This window comes from Halorubrum sp. CBA1125 (genome assembly GCF_009742825.1).
Taxonomy (GTDB): Archaea; Halobacteriota; Halobacteria; order Halobacteriales; family Haloferacaceae; genus Halorubrum.
Window position 1 is genome coordinate 1 of the sequence record NZ_WPCE01000049.1, and the last position, 16,333, is coordinate 16,333.

General features: G+C 53.2%; 16 protein-coding genes, 2 tRNA genes and 1 CRISPR repeat array. Of the genes, 4 read left to right on the top strand and 14 right to left on the bottom strand.

Features of this window, described 5'->3' with window-relative positions:
• Positions 1-323: a CRISPR direct-repeat array (repeat unit 31 nt; unit sequence ATCCCGTGCTGGGTTTTCTCTCCGTCTCGAC).
• A 115-nt stretch (positions 324-438) separates the two neighbouring features.
• Genes cas2 through cas6 form a run of 8 tightly spaced genes read right to left on the bottom strand, consistent with a single transcriptional unit; the run spans position 439 to position 9,117 of the window.
• Positions 439-711: a CRISPR-associated endonuclease Cas2 gene (cas2, locus tag GJ633_RS06635; RefSeq protein WP_156588169.1), complete on the bottom strand. Its 273-nt coding sequence runs from the start codon at positions 709-711 to the stop codon at positions 439-441.
• Between the two features lie 2 nt (positions 712-713).
• On the bottom strand, positions 714-1,709 hold the full coding sequence (cas1, locus tag GJ633_RS06640; protein ID WP_156588170.1) for a CRISPR-associated endonuclease Cas1: 996 nt from the start codon (positions 1,707-1,709) through the stop codon (positions 714-716).
• Complete coding sequence (gene cas4 / locus GJ633_RS06645; RefSeq protein ID WP_156588171.1) at positions 1,706-2,299, bottom strand: CRISPR-associated protein Cas4; 594 nt, start codon at positions 2,297-2,299, stop codon at positions 1,706-1,708. Before cas4 ends, cas1 begins: the two co-directional genes overlap by 4 nt.
• On the bottom strand, positions 2,296-4,194 hold the full coding sequence (cas3, locus tag GJ633_RS06650) for a type I-D CRISPR-associated helicase Cas3' (protein ID WP_156588172.1): 1,899 nt from the start codon (positions 4,192-4,194) through the stop codon (positions 2,296-2,298). Before cas3 ends, cas4 begins: the two co-directional genes overlap by 4 nt.
• Positions 4,191-4,895 carry a hypothetical protein gene (locus tag GJ633_RS06655; RefSeq protein ID WP_156588173.1) on the bottom strand — a complete coding sequence of 235 codons (705 nt, stop codon included), beginning with the start codon at positions 4,893-4,895 and terminating at the stop codon, positions 4,191-4,193. Before GJ633_RS06655 ends, cas3 begins: the two co-directional genes overlap by 4 nt.
• Positions 4,888-5,829 (bottom strand): type I-D CRISPR-associated protein Cas7/Csc2, encoded by a 942-nt coding sequence (gene cas7d, locus GJ633_RS06660; protein WP_156588174.1) that lies wholly within the window; start codon positions 5,827-5,829, stop codon positions 4,888-4,890. The genes GJ633_RS06655 and cas7d overlap by 8 nt, the downstream gene beginning before the upstream one ends.
• 7 nt (positions 5,830-5,836) lie before the next feature.
• On the bottom strand, positions 5,837-8,254 hold the full coding sequence (locus GJ633_RS06665) for a hypothetical protein (protein ID WP_156588175.1): 2,418 nt from the start codon (positions 8,252-8,254) through the stop codon (positions 5,837-5,839).
• On the bottom strand, positions 8,251-9,117 hold the full coding sequence (gene cas6 / locus GJ633_RS06670) for a CRISPR system precrRNA processing endoribonuclease RAMP protein Cas6 (RefSeq protein WP_156588183.1): 867 nt from the start codon (positions 9,115-9,117) through the stop codon (positions 8,251-8,253). Before cas6 ends, GJ633_RS06665 begins: the two co-directional genes overlap by 4 nt.
• Before the next feature lie 69 nt (positions 9,118-9,186).
• On the opposite strand from cas6, the gene GJ633_RS18235 reads away from it, so the two are divergent.
• The gene (locus GJ633_RS18235; protein WP_156588176.1) at positions 9,187-9,912 is read left to right on the top strand and encodes a MarR family transcriptional regulator; all 726 of its coding nucleotides are present in this window, start codon (positions 9,187-9,189) and stop codon (positions 9,910-9,912) included.
• Between the two features lie 88 nt (positions 9,913-10,000).
• On the opposite strand, the gene GJ633_RS06680 is transcribed toward GJ633_RS18235, so the two are convergent.
• A complete protein-coding gene (locus tag GJ633_RS06680) occupies positions 10,001-10,231 on the bottom strand; it encodes a hypothetical protein (protein WP_156588177.1) in 231 nt (76 codons plus the stop codon).
• A gap of 1,009 nt (positions 10,232-11,240) precedes the next feature.
• A complete protein-coding gene (locus tag GJ633_RS06685; RefSeq protein WP_156588178.1) occupies positions 11,241-11,546 on the bottom strand; it encodes a hypothetical protein in 306 nt (101 codons plus the stop codon).
• Between the two features lie 130 nt (positions 11,547-11,676).
• On the opposite strand from GJ633_RS06685, the gene GJ633_RS18475 reads away from it, so the two are divergent.
• Together GJ633_RS18475 and GJ633_RS18480 are read left to right on the top strand one after the other, a co-directional pair.
• Entirely contained in the window at positions 11,677-11,913 is a 237-nt protein-coding gene (locus tag GJ633_RS18475; protein ID WP_156588179.1) for a type II toxin-antitoxin system ParD family antitoxin, read from the top strand.
• A gap of 63 nt (positions 11,914-11,976) precedes the next feature.
• Entirely contained in the window at positions 11,977-12,183 is a 207-nt protein-coding gene (locus GJ633_RS18480) for a type II toxin-antitoxin system RelE/ParE family toxin (RefSeq protein ID WP_394351136.1), read from the top strand.
• 234 nt (positions 12,184-12,417) lie between these two features.
• On the opposite strand, the gene GJ633_RS06695 is transcribed toward GJ633_RS18480, so the two are convergent.
• The 4 genes from GJ633_RS06695 to GJ633_RS06710 all read right to left on the bottom strand — a co-directional run bounded on the left by GJ633_RS06695 (position 12,418) and on the right by GJ633_RS06710 (position 15,892).
• Positions 12,418-13,422 (bottom strand): tyrosine-type recombinase/integrase, encoded by a 1,005-nt coding sequence (locus GJ633_RS06695; protein WP_197431269.1) that lies wholly within the window; start codon positions 13,420-13,422, stop codon positions 12,418-12,420.
• 325 nt (positions 13,423-13,747) lie between these two features.
• Positions 13,748-13,819: transfer RNA gene (locus tag GJ633_RS06700), tRNA-Thr, on the bottom strand.
• Positions 13,820-14,023: 204 nt separating this feature from the next.
• Entirely contained in the window at positions 14,024-15,127 is a 1,104-nt protein-coding gene (locus GJ633_RS06705; RefSeq protein ID WP_156588181.1) for a site-specific DNA-methyltransferase, read from the bottom strand.
• Positions 15,128-15,226: 99 nt separating this feature from the next.
• Positions 15,227-15,892 carry a hypothetical protein gene (locus GJ633_RS06710; protein WP_156588182.1) on the bottom strand — a complete coding sequence of 222 codons (666 nt, stop codon included), beginning with the start codon at positions 15,890-15,892 and terminating at the stop codon, positions 15,227-15,229.
• 279 nt (positions 15,893-16,171) lie between these two features.
• Between GJ633_RS06710 and GJ633_RS06715 the strand changes: the two genes are divergently transcribed.
• A tRNA-Gly gene (locus GJ633_RS06715) sits at positions 16,172-16,246 on the top strand.
• Positions 16,247-16,333 lie beyond the last annotated feature (87 nt).

The following is a 16,333-nucleotide window of genomic DNA, read 5'->3' on the forward strand; positions in this document are numbered from 1 at the left end:
ATCCCGTGCTGGGTTTTCTCTCCGTCTCGACTTCTCTGTCGTCGGCGGTAACTCGGGTTGGTGTCGATGTTTCAATCCCGTGCTCGGGTTTCTCTCCGTCTCGACTGACGGTGAGGTCGTCGGCCCCTGTCTCACACCAGTTTCAATCCCGTGCTGGGTTTTCTCTCCGTCTCGACCGGTTCCTGACCGCCCGGCGGCGTGGATCGGGTTCCGTTTCAATCCCGTGCTGGGTTTTCTCTCCGTCTCGACCTCTTGCTTGGGGAGTGACTTACTCGTCGCCATCGCGGTTTCAATCCCGTGCTGGGTTTTCTCTCCGTCTCGACAGGGGGTGAAATTACGGCTATAGACGTGAAAAAGCTTTCTCAGCTCTCGAATTTCGGCCCCGGTTACGTCGATAGGGGCTGTACAGGAACTTAATAAGGGTCCACGTAGCTCAACTCAGAGAACGTTCGATTGTTCGTCGGGCGGCTCCGAACCGAGATCGGTCGTATTGTCTTGGCAGGACTCACACAGACGATAGATCCGGATGCGATCACCGTCGGACGGCTCGATATGTGATTCGAGATCGTCCTCAAGCTCGACACGTTCCGCCTTCGTCACATCGACTTCGAAAACACTGTACTGCCGCCACGCGCCATACCGCTGGAGTGTTCGATACACTCGTCGGCGGTTCGCATCCTCACTCACGTCGTAGGCGATCGCCAAGCGCATGGTTATTTTGAGAACGTCAGCGCGTGATATTCGTCCAGTTCACCAGTGATCGCTTTCCGCAACAGGATCGCTTGCTGCCGTACTGCCTTCCGCCGCGAAACGGTGTACTCAAAGTACGGATGCGTAAATTCCTCCTGCATGAACTCGTCGAACTTCGAACAGTAGATTTTGAACGCATCATCGGCCAAGTGGTTGTCCTGCGTGAACTGGTCATGGGTAATAACACCGCGGTTCACCAACCGGGTGACGAACGCATCACAGAAAATCGGCCTGAACTCCTCCTGTAAATCGAGCGCTAGCGAAGGTCGACCATGCCGGTCAGCGTGAAGGACACCCAAGAACGGATCAAGGTTGTACTGTCTGAGCGCACTCATAACCTCGTTTTTCATGAACACATAGGTTAACGACAGTAACGAGTTGATGTGATCCTCCGGTGGTCGTTTCGTCCGCTTCTCGAAAGTCCACCCATCCGTAAGCGTCTCATCCAGTCGACTGAAGTATCGCTCACCGGCTTCTCCCTCAACGCCCCGGAGGTCGTCTTTTGTCTCGACGTTCGTCGCTCGGACGCCGAGGTCCTTGAGTACATCCGTTCCGTACACGCCCTTCCGCGAGAGCAGTGTCCGGGCGTTCCGGATCTTGCCGGCGATCATCGACGCCGCGATATCCAACTCGATCGTGTCATCCAGTGCGTACTGAGCTCGCCTGACCTCCGCGATCGTGTTCTTTTCGGGAACGAAGCTCCCACGGTACTTGCCGTTCTGCGTGAAGTAGTTCAGAATGATACCGTGTTCGTTGGCCTCGGCGACGAACGGCGTCGAGAAGTTCACGCCGCCGAAGACGTTGATCGTATCGAGCTTTTCGGTCGGGAACGTAGCGAGTTCGCCTTCATCACCGTCGACGTCCCAGACCACGATACGGCCGCCGTCGGTTCTGACCTGCGTGCCCTGTTTGGTGACATAGACGACCGATTCGTCGAACATCCCCTCCGTGGCTTTCATACCTCACCCTCCCAACCCGTACCACGAGCTTTCTTAGGTTCCAGAATAGCCGTCTCCTCAGGCATACAGTACTCCCGTGCCGAACACGCCTCGCACTTCGAGGGGTTGTCGGTAAGCGGCGGGATGTCTTCGACGGTCATCGATCGCATCGCCTCGATCTGTTCTCGAACTGTTTCCCGATGAGATTCAGTTATCGGAATGTGCATTCGCTGATCCGTTTCGTAGAGATATATCGCACCTTGCCGCACAGGCTCATCGAGATGTTCTTCAAGTAGCATACAGTAGCCAGCCAACTGGACTTCATCGCTTTTGTAGTAATCACCACTCTCCGCACGTTTTCGCTCAATAGGGATGATTTGCCCGTCCGTTGAATCGAGAATATCGATCTTTCCCTTCAATCCGATCTCTTCGGATTCGAGATAGAGCTCGTTAACCCAATCACCTCGTGTTGATTGATTTTCATGCTTCGTTTTTCCTTCAATTCGTTCGTAGTTCCGACCTTGTGTATCGTAGAAATGTAGGTACCAATACCGTCGTTGACAGTAAGAAAATTGATTGAGATCCGCGACATTGATCAGTTCATCGGTCATATTTGACGTGCTTGGACATTGATTTCCGGAGGACCATTTGTGTCACTATCAATCTCAATATCGTACGTAGAAGTCGTTATCCGAGATGGAATGATCGCATCGACGATGCGGATGGTCTCGAAAAATCGGTGTAACAACTCTGTCGATACCGAGAACTCCTCGTTCAAACCAGTCTGATCGATGTGCCGGTGAATCTTCGTTTGGAGTAGTTCCTCTATTGCCTTTGTCGACTGGTCGTACTTAGTCGGCTCTGTCTCATATGCGGGGAGACGTGCCGTGACGACAGAGGGGGTATCGTCATCTGACAACCCTAAAACCAGAGTATTATTGTCATCAACGTCCACGATATCGTAATTTCGAAGCGTCGTTGAGAGGTCATAGGTTGTGACACCGAGTTGATCTCCACGAGGATATTTGATCGATGCCGACAATGACCGTCCTCGAAGACCTCGGAAGGTTTTGAAACACTCTTTGGTAAACTCAAGTAGCTTCGCCTCAGGACTGTTCTGCTGGTATTTTCCAGGACCGAATCCGTCTTTTATTTCCTCGTACTCGGCATTGACCGCCTGAATAAATCCATACCACCGATCGTATCTGTCAATGTTTGTCTCGAAATCTTCGCGCAATTCCTGATTGAACCAGCTTGAACTCTCCTCACGTTCTGTAATCGCATAGGCAGCTCGAAAGCCGACAAGATCTGCTAACCGACTCTGATTCATCTGCGTTGATTCTAATCCTTCGTAGATCTGTTCAGCAAATGTAGGAAAGTCGACGTCCTCACCCCATGGGCCTTGTCCGAGACCGTAGATATCGACGGTTGCTTCCGACTGACGACCGGCACGACCGAACCGCTGGAGAAACGCGCTCGCGGTGAATGGTTTCTCCATATATAGTGTCGTTATGTCGTAATCAAGTCCGACCTCACCCTTACTTGTCGTATTGAGAATATAGAAATTCGTCTCATCGAGATCGACCGATTCATCGTTCGTATCGAACCCGTTGTCCTTAGCGGTGTGCTCGAAGACAGTTGGGTACTCACGGTAGAGAAAATCGTGAAAGTCGTTGCTGTCTTTTGCGCTATTGAACACCAAGACTATTTGTGGCTCATCGTAGTCGTCGACTGCGTCGATTTTGTCCTGGAGTTCTGTAGCGATCTCGTCTCGGCAATCGATGATCTTCCTGTCCTCGTGCCTTCGTACGAACATACGATACCGGAATTGATCGCCGTCTGAATCGTACTCACTATCGATATCTCGAACTGTTAGCCCGATACGTTCACGCAGAAAGCGTACAAACTCCTCGTTTGGGGTCGCAGATGCGAGGAGTATCTTTGGATCCGGTTGACGTTCCTCGATGATTTTGATCTGTAACAAGAGACCACTTACTGAAAGAGCATCATAGAAGTGAAATTCATCGTAGACTATCGCATCGAACTTATTGAAAAACCGCATCGGGTCACTCCCGAGATACATGTCTTGAATAGCTGCCTGAAGGATATCGGGATTGGTCAACACCGCATCGTAATCGGTTGCATATTTGTTGACGAAACTAAGCAACTGTTCTGTCCGTTCGTGTCCATGTCCGTCCAACGTATTCGCGTTGAGAACAGCGACATCAACATCGTCGTCTTCAAATCGCTCTCGTTGTTGTCGGAGGAGGGCGTTTGTCGGGTAGACGAGGAGAGTCATATCACGCGACTCAATGAGTTCGTAGAAAGTTGCTGTCTTGCCCGCTCCTGTGGGAGCACGGACGACCGAAATTGGATCTGTCCCGTTCTGAATCCATTCAATGACTCTGTTTTGGAACGCACGAGCGTATTCGAAGCCACGCTCTTCGAGCGGTGGCTGAGGTGGCTCTGTCGCTAAACTCGCACCGTCAACCTCGAATTCAGTCATTCGAGAACCTCTGGAAGCACTTGTTCGCGAGCAAATTCAGGATCGACACCAACGAAATGTTGTAACCGTGGATCGTTACCACGATTAAATGCTTGACTGTGTTCGACTATCTCGGTAAGCAACTCGTCAGAAAGCTCGTACACTTCCGAAAGCAGGTATTTGTTGAGTACCAGCGTATCCAGTTCAGTGGGTTCCGCACGGAACTCTCCTGTTTGTTTGATTCCCATTCGGAAGAACGGATTCTCTGGAAGTTTCGTATCGCTCCAGACGGTGAATTCGAATTTCGATCCGGGAGAGATTCCAATGTAGTTTCGAATTGTCTGGTATGCAGCACCCGATTTTTCGAGGATTTCTGGAACTGACTTGTTTCCGGAAATCTGATCCGCGACGTCGGGGTCGTTCGTCGTAAAATGTCGTTCAGATCGATAATCGGTACTGCGGAACGTTCGTTCGTCGGTGTCCACAGCTATTGGACGCATGTCAGTGACGAAGAACGGTAATTCTCTGAGATGTGAGTAATCAGCAGTCGTCGCTTCGTCACCGAACTCCGCATATCGTTTTTCCAGTTCAAAATATCGGTAGCCGAGTGCGTGCATGAGTGCTGTCGACGAAAGGGTCGGCTGTGTTCGTATTGCGCGCCCCTCCGAACTGGAATAAAAGAGCGGCGCGTACAACGTTGCCTCGAAGGTTTGTTCAATCATCGTCGATGAATATGTCAGTAGCTGCCTCCATTAGATCTGTAAACTCCTCTCGGAGTATTTCGTCAGCATCGGTTGCTTCCCGACTGGCAACCGCTTCCAATCGTTCGAACCAGTCCGGGAACTGGTCGGCACCATCGAACTCGCCATATACTTCCCAATCCGTACGCTGGACGGTCGAAATGTAATCCCCGATACTCGCTTCGAGATCATCTCCTTCGTCGTGGAACTCAAGTAGAAGTTCACCAGTCGACAGCGACGTATCATGATTCCCGAGGACGATACCGAGAATTTTGTTTCGGATATTCCGTCCGGTCCGTGTTTCACGAGCCCCGTACTTCCCGGTATTGAGGATGTTATGCAGCGTGTAGAGGAGCATCGGACCAGTCGCCGCTTCGAGAGTGATAAAATGAACGAGGTCGTTTCCGGGCTGTACCTTCACGAAGTCGAACAAGGCCTCGGATTGGTTGCCCTCGTCATCTCTCATCGTTCCCGATTCATAGACCGCATTCCGGGTTTCCTTATTCATCAAGTCGTACTCCTCGGTCGTATACGTGTAGCCTTCCACAACTCGCGATTTGATGGCGAAGTCCTGGTCTCCAGTTCCCGCCAATCCGTACGTTAGGGTCCCAACGTTCAACGAGCTTTCGAGATCCGTGGGTTCATTGTATGCGTAGTCGTCGTCAACGAAGTCGTCATCAAGCTCTCTGAGTAGCGAGAGACCCGTCAACCGCTCCTTGCTGGTGAACTTCTCGCCGTTAACCTGTGCATGTAGCTTGTCGCCAAATTCCTGCGTTTCGGCACGGTCATGACTGGAATTGCGGAACAGAGTCGGCTCTGTTACATTTCGTTTGACGACGAGCGTGACCGACGGCTTGCGCTTACGGTAGATATCGAACGATTCTTCGAGGCCTGTTGGTGGGTATTGGAGTGTCATTGTCGGATTAGAGTGACTGTTCGTATGCGTAGTAGTACGAGTTTACCAGTGCGTTCTCCCAGTCGGAAAGCTTCTTGAGGTCGTACAGATCGTTTTCGACGAGGTACTCGCGGATCGCCGCAACAAAGGCTTCTGCCTGTTCCGGCGTTGCGTGCCCCGCGTAATCTTCTCGATCAGCAGCGGCGTACACTTGGCTCTCGACGTACTCGATAAGCCGGTCATCATTCATCTGCTGGTTCTTTCCACTGAGGAACGCATCGAGTGCTTCACGGAATATTTTTGTTTTCTTATACTTACTGTCGAACTGTTTACCGAAGAGGTCGATGCCTCGTTCGGCGACGGTTTTCATTTCCATGAATTCGGTTTCATGATAGTTTTCGAAGTACTCTTTGAGGTCTGTCAGCCTGACTGCGTGGTCGTGGTTGACAACCGCAAAGTTCGCAATGCTGTGGAACGTGTCACGGTCGAGTTGGAGGTACGGATTGCTCATATTGGCATCCTGTCCGACCATGCTCATGAGTTTGAACAACTGGAGTGCACGCCGAAGATGGGAATCGGTTCGGTCGTTCTCAATGAACGACGGCAGTGGTCCGAACCGTTCGGCTTCATCCAGTCCGAGGAGTTCTTGTGGTCGGGTGGCCTCCTCGTCAGCGAAGACCGCATCCGCGCTTTCGAAGCGCGTGAACGGTCGTCCGATGACCACCTTCATCCCAGATTCCTGGGCGGCTTCCATCACCTGCCGAACCACCGCCATGCGGTGATTTTCGTCCAGTACGTACATCGGCTGGATGAAGTACTGTGGTTTAATCAGATTGCTCGTCACCTCCGGGTCATCGAGCTCACCACTATCGCCTTGGACGATGTTACCGACGCGGTTGCTTCGCACCCGAACGTCACCGAGGAAATCATCGAAATAGAAGTAGGCAATTTCGAGGCTGTTGTTGGTGCTCACGTCATGCTCTTCACAAACGTACGACAGAAGCGCGTATTCGAGGTTACACACTTCACAGATGGATTTGTACTTCGCGTGCGGTGGAACCCTCCGGGAGTACTCTTGTGTTCGATAGATTCCGCTCAGTCCCTTCTGGTACTTCGTTTCCGTCCGCCCGCCACAGAGGAAACACATCTCGTCTTTCGAACCAAGTTCCGGCGCGATTCGACCGTCGAAAAACCGGTGAATAACGGTTCCGATGGCGTCCGTTTCGGGTTCTAAATCGTCGTGGAGTTCCGGTCGAACATCAGTAGCGAACTGATCAAGGAAATCACGGTGGGTATCAAAATTCTCTATCAGATACGCAATGAAGTGGAGTTTGACTTTTTGGACACCCTGTTCTTCCTCTATTCGTTCATAGGCGTCCTGTACATCTGGATCTGAGAACTCGGACTGGCCGTCGATATAGATCGCCTTGGCGAGAACTGGGAGATACTGGTCAAATTCGGGCGGGATGTGCTCAAACCCTTCAACACCGGCAGAGCCTCGGCTGAGCAGTTCCCTGAACGCGTCAGCAATCTTTTGCTCTTTTTCATCTGTTGGAATATTTATCTCTCCGAGGATGTCGTAATCGAATGCGTTCCAGTTGAGTTTGCATTCGAACTGGAACTCCGTGCTAATCCGCTCTGGAACTCGCTCCACAACTTCCTCTTTCAACGTCGCTTGGTCAATCGGTTCGCCGAGATAGACGACAGAATCAGGAGAGCTGCCGATGACGACGCCATAGGTACGGTCTCCTGTTTCGCCTGCGATTACTTCTTTCGTGGTTCCCAGTAGTGTATCGTTCAGAATCGGCTGTTCAAGTTGGGTAAATTCCATCTGGTGGACGTCATCGGAACCCATCAACGTACAGAGTTGTTCATAGACACCCTCTGTACCTTGCTTTAACGCGACAGAGGCAGTACTATCACCGATTCGGCAGTAGCGTTCTAATCCGTTGAATGAAGTCGCAATTCCTCGTGTCTCGGTACTGTTTTCCCTCGTTTCAGTTCGTTGTACGAGATATTGTAGATCGTCTCGGTAGCCTTCGCCAAGGAAGTCTTCTATGCCGAACGGGTCACCATCTCGGTCTTCTCCGTCTTCGTTTGATTCCGGATCAAAATACCAGTTGAACGCTTCGCTGGTGTTCCCCTCAACGTCGATGCCGTAAGCTTCGCGTACAAATTTATCTGTATCATGGAGAGCAAGTGCGGCAGCCAGAACCAGGACCTCCTCGCCGTAATCTTCGTACAAGTCTTCGTCCTCTCCTACGGCTTCGTAGACAAATGCGTTCACACCAACCGTGACTGCGTTCAGTATATGCGCCGCCAGAGAACAGTTCGCAGAGGAATCAACTTTCGCATCATACTGTCCAGCCGCATCGATGACATTCGCATAGAGATCCGTACTGGCAACGATCGTTTCATGCGCGTCACGAGCAGCATCTGGATTCATTGGTCCATCACCTCTGTAGTAATATCACCGCATCCGCGCGCAACCGCACTCCCGACTCCGGAGTATTCACCGAACAGCGCGAGTGCGGTCACAGCGTTCTGTACGGAGTCGCTCGCATCTTTGAATGCGTACCCACAGATCCCGGAGAATCCCTGTCGGAAAATCGGGCGGGCGTTTCCTTCGCTGTCGTCGACACGGTTCACGAGCACGCTGTGGGTCCGATAGCTTCGGGCCTCGGGCTTCTCGATCACTGAGGCAGCCAACGTCTCGCGATCGATGTCGAGTTCCAGCTCGTCAGGGGCCGTGTTGTTCCACTTGCCCAGCAGACTGAAGAACACAGCTGTCCGTGTCGGGAACATCGTCGTTACCGAGCCGGCTTCCTCAATACACGTCGCTGTCCGAAACTCGATTTCAATGCTCGGGTCCTCATAAGCTGCTGCCTCGGATAGCAACGTCTCGTGGGACGTGTTTTCGCTCTCGAAAGAGTCGATGTGGAGCCGGCCATGCGTTAGTTCGAGTGGGTCGTCAGCGAGGACCAACGCAGAGACCAGTCCCTCGAAGATCTCTTCATCCTCGGGATCGGTGATGCCGAGCGCAAGCGTGTACTCGCTGTCGGGGAGTACGCGTTTGTGGTGAGAACGGTTGCCCTCGCCGAACGGTCCCTGGAGCCCGCTGTTGTGGAGACTCCCAATATCCGAGTCGTGGATACGGGCACTGACAGCTTCGTCGGCCGACTCTAACAGGGCCAACAGTGCGCTGTACACCGAGTAGCCGTCGGACTGTGGTACGTCGAATCGCTCATCGGAACGGAGCGATAATTCGACCTGTCGAAGACGGCTGGCCGATTCCGAATGGGTTTCCATGTGAACGACATTCAAACCTTGAGATCAAATATGATAAAACCAGCGACCTATTAGATATGCAACCATTACGTGACGATTGCAGGATACTGCAACGTTATACGTCCACGATCAGACGTATATGACGATGACTACGTACGTCTCGCCGATAGGGTTCAACACTACCAGCGTGACGCGGGCGTACTTGACTACGGTATCGCCGGCGAGGACACGGTTATACTGGTTCGACCTGCCACTGAGACCGACGACAATCGGGCTGCCGAGGCTGTTGCAGATGTCGAGCGACTGTTGCAGGAGATCGAACCGGAGATCTCGGTTACTGTCCGTCGTATCCCGCACGATGACTTCGAAACTGCCGTCATGGGGTGCAGTGAACTGATTCGGACAGCATCGGGAGAGGTCGTTGTGAGTCTTAGTGGCGGCGCTCGCGACGTGTTGCTTCCGTTGACGGTTGCGACGATGGCTCATCATGGCAAGATCGAATCGACGCTGGGATACAGCGATATCGACGGTCAGGTTCGTGAGTGGACGCTCCCGGACATTACGGTCACACCATCGGAGGGGGCTCATCGAACCCTTGCCGTAATCGGGGATCACGGGGCAGAGATATCGATACCGGATCTCACAGATCGATCGGAATCCGCAAAGAGCACGATCACGAGACGTGTGAACGCACTTGAGGAAGATGGGTTGGTTACAGCAAGGATCAAAGACCGAGTTAAGTACGTCTCGATTACGTTTTCTGGTCAACTCTTCCTTGTAGCAAATAACAGATCATACTCGGAAGACGATTTCTAAGCTCATCATCGCGACTGCGCTCTGGATCAAAAGCCGCGGAAAAATAATAACGATATTGAGACGCGCCCGGTATACGTATCGATTGATGTTATTTGGTGGCTTGGTCGAGGAGTTTTTCTTGGGTTAGTGTGGAGATGAGTAGTAGGCGTTCTTGCGCGCTCATTTTTTGGAAGGATTTTTTGTAGCGGTTGATGGTGTCGCGCGAGACGTTGAGTTCTTCTGCGGTCTGTGTCTGATTGGAGCGGGTGATCGCGTCGATATATTGTGTTGCGGTTTCTCGGGTAAGCCCGTATTCTTCGAGTACTGTTTGCGTGTCCATCCTCCTGCCCTTGAGAACAGTTGGGGAATTGAGTTTTATTAGAGGACTCCCCAGATCGCAGATTACCTATGTGTCAGAAACTCCGTGCGAGATACAGAGGGTGAAGTCAGCAGTCGGTGGCCGTTGGTTCCACACCGAGCCGGATGAATCACCCTCTCAGTGCGCCTGATTACTCTTCGATCTCATACCGACAAGTCTCGGTAGCCCCACAGTCGGGACACTGATCCGTCTCGGAATCAACCGTGGTACCGCACTGTCGGCACTCGACTACCACCACTGTCCTGTCACCGGGTAGTAGACGAGCGAAGGCCCCACGGATACTCATATATCGGGCTACCGCTGTCAGATGTAAAATGATGATGGATTATCCTCAGATAATAAAAACCGTATCCACACGGAGCTACTCTGCCGAAGATTTACCCGTGAGAGTGGCGAATTCCTCGTTGGAAGGGTTGTCACACGCTTCCCTTCCCCCTTTGGTATGAACAGTGACGCCTCGGAGCTTGGCCGGTGTCCGGAGTGTGGCGAGCCGATTCCCGAGGGCGTGGCTGCTAATCAAGTACGAGATGAGTAGACGGTGAGACATGTATCTCGGGCGAGTGTACCGCCTGCGAGACGGTCGTGAGTCCAGAGTGAAGAGTGACGACCGACTGGTTCTGCTCGTGTATCGGCACTCACGCTCTGTTGGATGGCTGTACTGACCAATCCAACCACCCGTGATCAGAGGACAACTCTATGCGAGATTCGCGTGTTGTATCTCGCACAACCATCGGAAAACCTCTTTGAGTTGGTAGAACCCTCAACGCTCAATACGCAGCTTTCAGCGACCAACTGTTTCAGGCGATAATATATCTGAAGAATAGGATTTCAACAGAGTCAAAAATAAGAAAGAGAGGTGTGGGTTATCGGTGTTTAGAGTGGTCCAGTGTTTGTCTGCTTCATGCTATTGTGGTTGTTTCTGGAGATGTTGACGTCGTTGTTATGAGTGTGGGGTTGCTGGGTTCTTGCTTCAGTTGTTGCCATCTCTGATGGCTTCCTTGACTGTTGAGGGGTCTCGGTTGATGAGGTTGTCTAGTTTCTGTTTCAGGTCTTTGGGTGAGTCGAAGGCTGTGATTGTGTAGCTCTCTACTACTTTGCCGTCCCGGTTTTTGATGTTGTATTCATCGTGTTCCGGGTGAGGCCAGTCCACTTTTTCCAAGGTGTATCCTCTGTACTTGAGGGAGTGACCGCAGGGCCGGGTGACCGCGTATTCGTATAGCTTTTTGAATTTTTCGAGTTGACCGTCTGTCTTACGTTTCTGCGACAATACAACCACCTTATCCTACATATTGTCTACAACTTTTAAATAAGTATCTTACACTTTGTAACTTCTTATAGAGGTAGCCCGTTCACCAACTCCCAAACAACACCAAGATTATATAAAAATTATATAATATTTGTATTGTATGCCGACTACATCTGTAGACATTCCTGACGTACTCTACCGGTACGTCGAATCTGAAGTAGAAGAAGGACGCTACCAGTCAAAAGCCGAGGCCATCCGCTCGATGATACGCCGAGAAATGGAGAGACGACACTCCGTTAACGAGCAACTATCAGAGGAAACCCTTGAAAAAGTCAGAGAAGCACGCCAGCAGGAAGATGAAGGAGACATTAGAGAATTTATCGAAGACCACATATAGACCTGAATTCCGGCGGCAATTCGAAGAACTGGACACAAGGTACAGGAAGCAGTTGCCGAGACAATCCAAGAACTCTGCCAGGACTACCTCACCGAACCCTGGAACCATCCACAGGTCAAATACATACCCAGCGAAGGAGAGATCTGGCGGCTCAAAGTCGACAACCAAGGCCAAAACGTAGACCACCGCATCTTCTTCGACGTAACCAACAACGGCCTCGTATTCCTCACAGTACAACACCGAGACAACGCATACCAACCACAAAAATAAGCCGCAAACTCTGTTCGGAAACCACAAACCTCTTCGTGAAAAGCAGGCATGAATCAGGCCATACCAAACAACTTCAGCCCTGACCACCAGGTCCGAAACAGGTCCTACAGCACCACTTCAGCCCCGACTACCAGCCCTCAAACAGCCCCCAAAAGCCGAACGACTAACTGCCATGTACGGGTTTCCACGCAACCAGAGAGAAACAAGAAGGAAGGGGGTGGGGAGAGAGGAGGTTTAGTCTATTTTGTTGACTGCGTCTTCTTGGCGATCGACCGAGCTGTGGGCGTACTTCTGCGTTGTCTGCTTCGACTTGTGACGGCACTGCTTGGCTGCGGTAGCCAGGTCTGCCTCCTTCGCAATCATCGTCGCTGTACTGTGGCGGATACTGTACGGGGTCAGGTCTCGGTTCTCTAAATCAAGACCGGCTTCCTCCGCAATCTTGTGGAATACTGAGCGGCGGAAGCTATCCTTGTTGTACCGGTTTTCTTGTTGGGTGAGCCAGAGTGCGTCACGGCCGTCGTACTTCGGCTTAGCGCTGCGCTCCTCTTTCCACTTCTTCAGAATCGACACGGTCTCCGGTTTGAGTGCGACTATCCAGTTTTCCCGGCTTTTGGAGGATTCGTCTTCGGGTATGCGGAGGACGCCGTTGTCGAGGTCGACCCATTGAATGTTCGCCCGTTTGACCTCGACGGGGCGGAAACCTGCATCCAACGCTACGTAGATCATCGAGGTGTACTTGAAGGAGTTGGCCTGGTGGAAGTCCTGCTTCGTTACCTCCTCCACTGGTTTCTGAAGGCGTTGCGCCAGGTGGGTTTTCCAACGACTGCGTTCCTCCGGGCTTAGGCCGTTGTAGTGTGGGATGCTCCCGTAGCTCATCGCAGCCTCTCGCATCGCTCGCCGGTCTTCCTCTGTCAGGTATTCTCGGGGCTGGTACGTCGTGCTTGGGTCGCTGTATTCGATTTCAGGGTCCCATTCAACGTCCCGGTTTCGTGCTTCGCGCTGCCATTTGAACAGGATTTTAACCGCCTTCTGGTAGTGGCACTTGGTGGACTCTTTGACGTCTTTGGTGGCTAGGTCGCGCATCCACCGGTCTGCGTGTTCTGTGGTCAGGTCTTGGACGAACCGTTCTTCTTGTTCCCATACCCAGCGGTAGAACAGGTCCAATCGGTTCATATGGTTCTCTACTGTGCTGTGGCTGTAGCCCTCAGCTTTCCTCGGGTTTTTGCCGAGGTTAAGCATCCATTCGACCAGAGATCTTCTGTGTTCCTTGTAGGCGATTTCTTCTTTTGGGTTTAGATACTGTTTTGCGGCATCTGTCAGGAGAACGATGCCCTCGACTTTGTTGTCGTCACTGTACGGCGTTTTTACGCGTCATCTCCACACCTAAGATCTTGATCATGTACACAAGGATATTTAAGTATCTTGTGTAATATCCATGATTGGTTTTTCAAATCGCTGTACGGCGTCGGGTTCCCGTTGGTGGGGGCGGGGTCTCGTTCTTGAGCACCGGTCATTCTTACATCCACGAAGAACCGGTTAATAACCAGGAGGAAGGGGTGTAGGAAGCCTAGGCCGGGATTTGAACCCGGGGTCTCGTCCTTACCAAGGACGCGCTTTACCGCTAAGCTACCCAGGCACTCGATGGGTCACACGCCCTTTCCGCCTTCTACGCTCGATTCTATTACGCAGCCGTATAAGAATGTGATGAAAGCCACCGGCTGTGCCGTACCGTGACGTGCGAAAACAATTATTCAAGATTTCCTACCCTTCGGTGTGACAGATCGCTTAATTAAAACGCTGGAAAGCTCAAACACCCTAGCGACAGCGTCGTGGAAGTATATTAGAGATCAGACCGAGACGCAGTTTCTCCTCCCTGTTTGGGTTCTGTAATCTGTATATCCGTGTCTTCCACCGGTTCGTGTGACGCCCGATATCCACCGTCAATCTCCTGGATGTCTGATACGGAGTAGAATTGGAGTGGTTTCTCCTGTTTCGTGATGACGGGGAAATCGTAGTTGTCTGCTTGATACTTGAAATCCCCACCCTCCGCCAAGCGCTCCTCCACGAATGCCTCGTGGTCGGCTAATCGTTGTTTGATGACCGTCCGGGAATACTCCGGCACGTCAGCAACGCGCTCTTCGAATAGCTCTACGAAGCTCTCGTCCAACTCATACCCAACGGAGTTTCGGCCAGCGACCATCGCCGCAATCGAGGTCGTTCCGGTTCCCCAAAACGGGTCGAGCACCGTATCGCCGTACACGGAATACATGGAAATGAGGCGATACGGAATCTCGAACGGGTACGCCGCGGACCGTTCTCGTAGATCACGCTGCTCAAGCGCTTGAAGCTCCCCCTTGATCTCCGTCCACACGTCGGAAAACCACTGGTTCCGTTCTTCCCAAAAGTACGCCGAGTTATACCGTCGTTCCGACCCCGGCTCGAAGGAACGGCTGTCTTTACCGTTGCGAAAAACGAGGACGTACTCGTGTTCGAGCGTTACGTAGGCGTTGGGCGGGAGCATCCCCGAACCCATGAATTTGGCTCCCGAATTGACGGGCTTGCGCCACAGGATCTCGGGCAACGGCTCGAAGCCGAGATCGGTAAATGCGTTGACGATCCGAGAGCGGTTCTGAAAGACGCGAAAGCTCCCGTCGATGTTCCGTGTCGCGTCACCGATGTTGATACACGCGATGCCGCCATCGACCAGCACCCGACGAACTTCGTTCCAAACCTTCGCGAGCTTCTCGTGCATCCGAGAGAAAGCGGCTTTCCCTTTGCCGGCTTCGAGGAGGTCCGCGATCTCCGGATCGAGATCGGAGAACACCCCGTCCCACATCTCGATCATCGGGTAGGGAGGCGAGGTCACGACCAGTTCGACGGAGTCTGTCTCGACCCGTGATAGCGAGCGAGAATCACCTGTGACGATACGATGGGTCGTCTCCATTAGCTCCGATACCCCGTGATATCGTCTTAAGCTTTCGTGAGTGGATTCGACGGACGTCGAGGAACGCCGACGCCGTCGGCGGCGAGCCGATCGGTGGGGTCAGCTATCGGTCGCGCTCACGGCGCGGTCGGAGATGTCGGCGATCCGGTCTGCGGTCGTCTCGGGGAGCGCGCGTCCCGGCGGCGGAAACTCGCCGTCGTAGTCGCCGGCGAGGTCGCGAGCGTACGCCAGCAGTTCCTCTGGCGGGTCGCCGCCGACCGTGGTCGTGCCAGTGATGACCGCGAGTTCGAGCGCGTCGACCTCCAGGTTCCGGTCGAGCGCGGTCGCCGCGGTCGGATCGGTCCCCTCGCGGTCGCGCAGCGTCTGGTCGCGCCCAAACGCTCGCACGACTTCGACCGCGGCCGTCGCGGCGTCGGTACACGCCAGCAGCGAGAATCCGCGCGAGACGAGGACGTCAGCGGCGAGCACGTCCATGTCCGCGTCGATGTCGGCCGCTCCCGCAGTGGCGTCGTTCCACGGTTCCTCGTGGGCGATAGAGCGGGTGAGCCGAAGTCCTTCGTAGATCAGTTGCACGCCGGCCGCCCGATCGACCACGTCGTCGGGGGTGACGTCGGGGTCCAGCGCGCGAGCGGTGACCAACGCCAGCACGCCGGGAGTGACAGCCGCCTCCAAGATGCGTCGTTCGAGGGTCTCGCGCAGCCGATCGGGCTCGACGTCCGCGAGCGCCTCGCACGCGGCGTCCCGCGCTCGCGCGGCATCGTCCATTACGCTTCCGTAGTCGAGCGAAGGGCAAAGACCTTTGGAAACGAACGGGATCTCCGTATCGATACGCGTCAGTGACGGGGGCGATCCGTATCGATATCTGCGATCGTCCAGACCGTCGAAACACCGGCCACGCTACCGATCTCTCCGGACCGAACGGCGTGAAATCGCGAGGAGTGACGCGCTTCGGTAATTGCGTTTCACGACCGTCCCTCCGCGACGGCGATGGATGGATGTGACAGGTTTAAGTATTCCTCGCGGCAACGGAGAGATGCGAAGCCCGCACCGGTAGTGTAGTGGTATCACGCAACCTTGCCATGGTTGCTAACCCGCGTTCAAAATCGCGGCCAGGCTGCAATTTCTCGGAACCGCAGTGAGATGAAATCGCGGAGACGAGGGGATCGACGACCGGCCGTCGAGCACCACAAGACGGTTTTTACGCGA

Bases quoted from the DNA above. Each gene is read 5' to 3' on its own strand.
- cas2 (WP_156588169.1), bottom strand. From the start codon at position 711: ATGCGCTTGGCGATCGCCTACGACGTGAGTGAGGATGCGAACCGCCGA.
- cas1 (WP_156588170.1), bottom strand. From the start codon at position 1,709: ATGAAAGCCACGGAGGGGATGTTCGACGAATCGGTCGTCTATGTCACC.
- cas4 (WP_156588171.1), bottom strand. From the start codon at position 2,299: ATGACCGATGAACTGATCAATGTCGCGGATCTCAATCAATTTTCTTAC.
- cas3 (WP_156588172.1), bottom strand. From the start codon at position 4,194: ATGACTGAATTCGAGGTTGACGGTGCGAGTTTAGCGACAGAGCCACCT.
- GJ633_RS06655 (WP_156588173.1), bottom strand. From the start codon at position 4,895: ATGATTGAACAAACCTTCGAGGCAACGTTGTACGCGCCGCTCTTTTAT.
- cas7d (WP_156588174.1), bottom strand. From the start codon at position 5,829: ATGACACTCCAATACCCACCAACAGGCCTCGAAGAATCGTTCGATATC.
- GJ633_RS06665 (WP_156588175.1), bottom strand. From the start codon at position 8,254: ATGAATCCAGATGCTGCTCGTGACGCGCATGAAACGATCGTTGCCAGT.
- cas6 (WP_156588183.1), bottom strand. From the start codon at position 9,117: ATGGAAACCCATTCGGAATCGGCCAGCCGTCTTCGACAGGTCGAATTA.
- GJ633_RS06680 (WP_156588177.1), bottom strand. From the start codon at position 10,231: ATGGACACGCAAACAGTACTCGAAGAATACGGGCTTACCCGAGAAACC.
- GJ633_RS18475 (WP_156588179.1), top strand. From the start codon at position 11,677: ATGCCGACTACATCTGTAGACATTCCTGACGTACTCTACCGGTACGTC.
- GJ633_RS06695 (WP_197431269.1), bottom strand. From the start codon at position 13,422: ATGCTTAACCTCGGCAAAAACCCGAGGAAAGCTGAGGGCTACAGCCAC.
- GJ633_RS06705 (WP_156588181.1), bottom strand. From the start codon at position 15,127: ATGGAGACGACCCATCGTATCGTCACAGGTGATTCTCGCTCGCTATCA.
- GJ633_RS06710 (WP_156588182.1), bottom strand. From the start codon at position 15,892: ATGGACGATGCCGCGCGAGCGCGGGACGCCGCGTGCGAGGCGCTCGCG.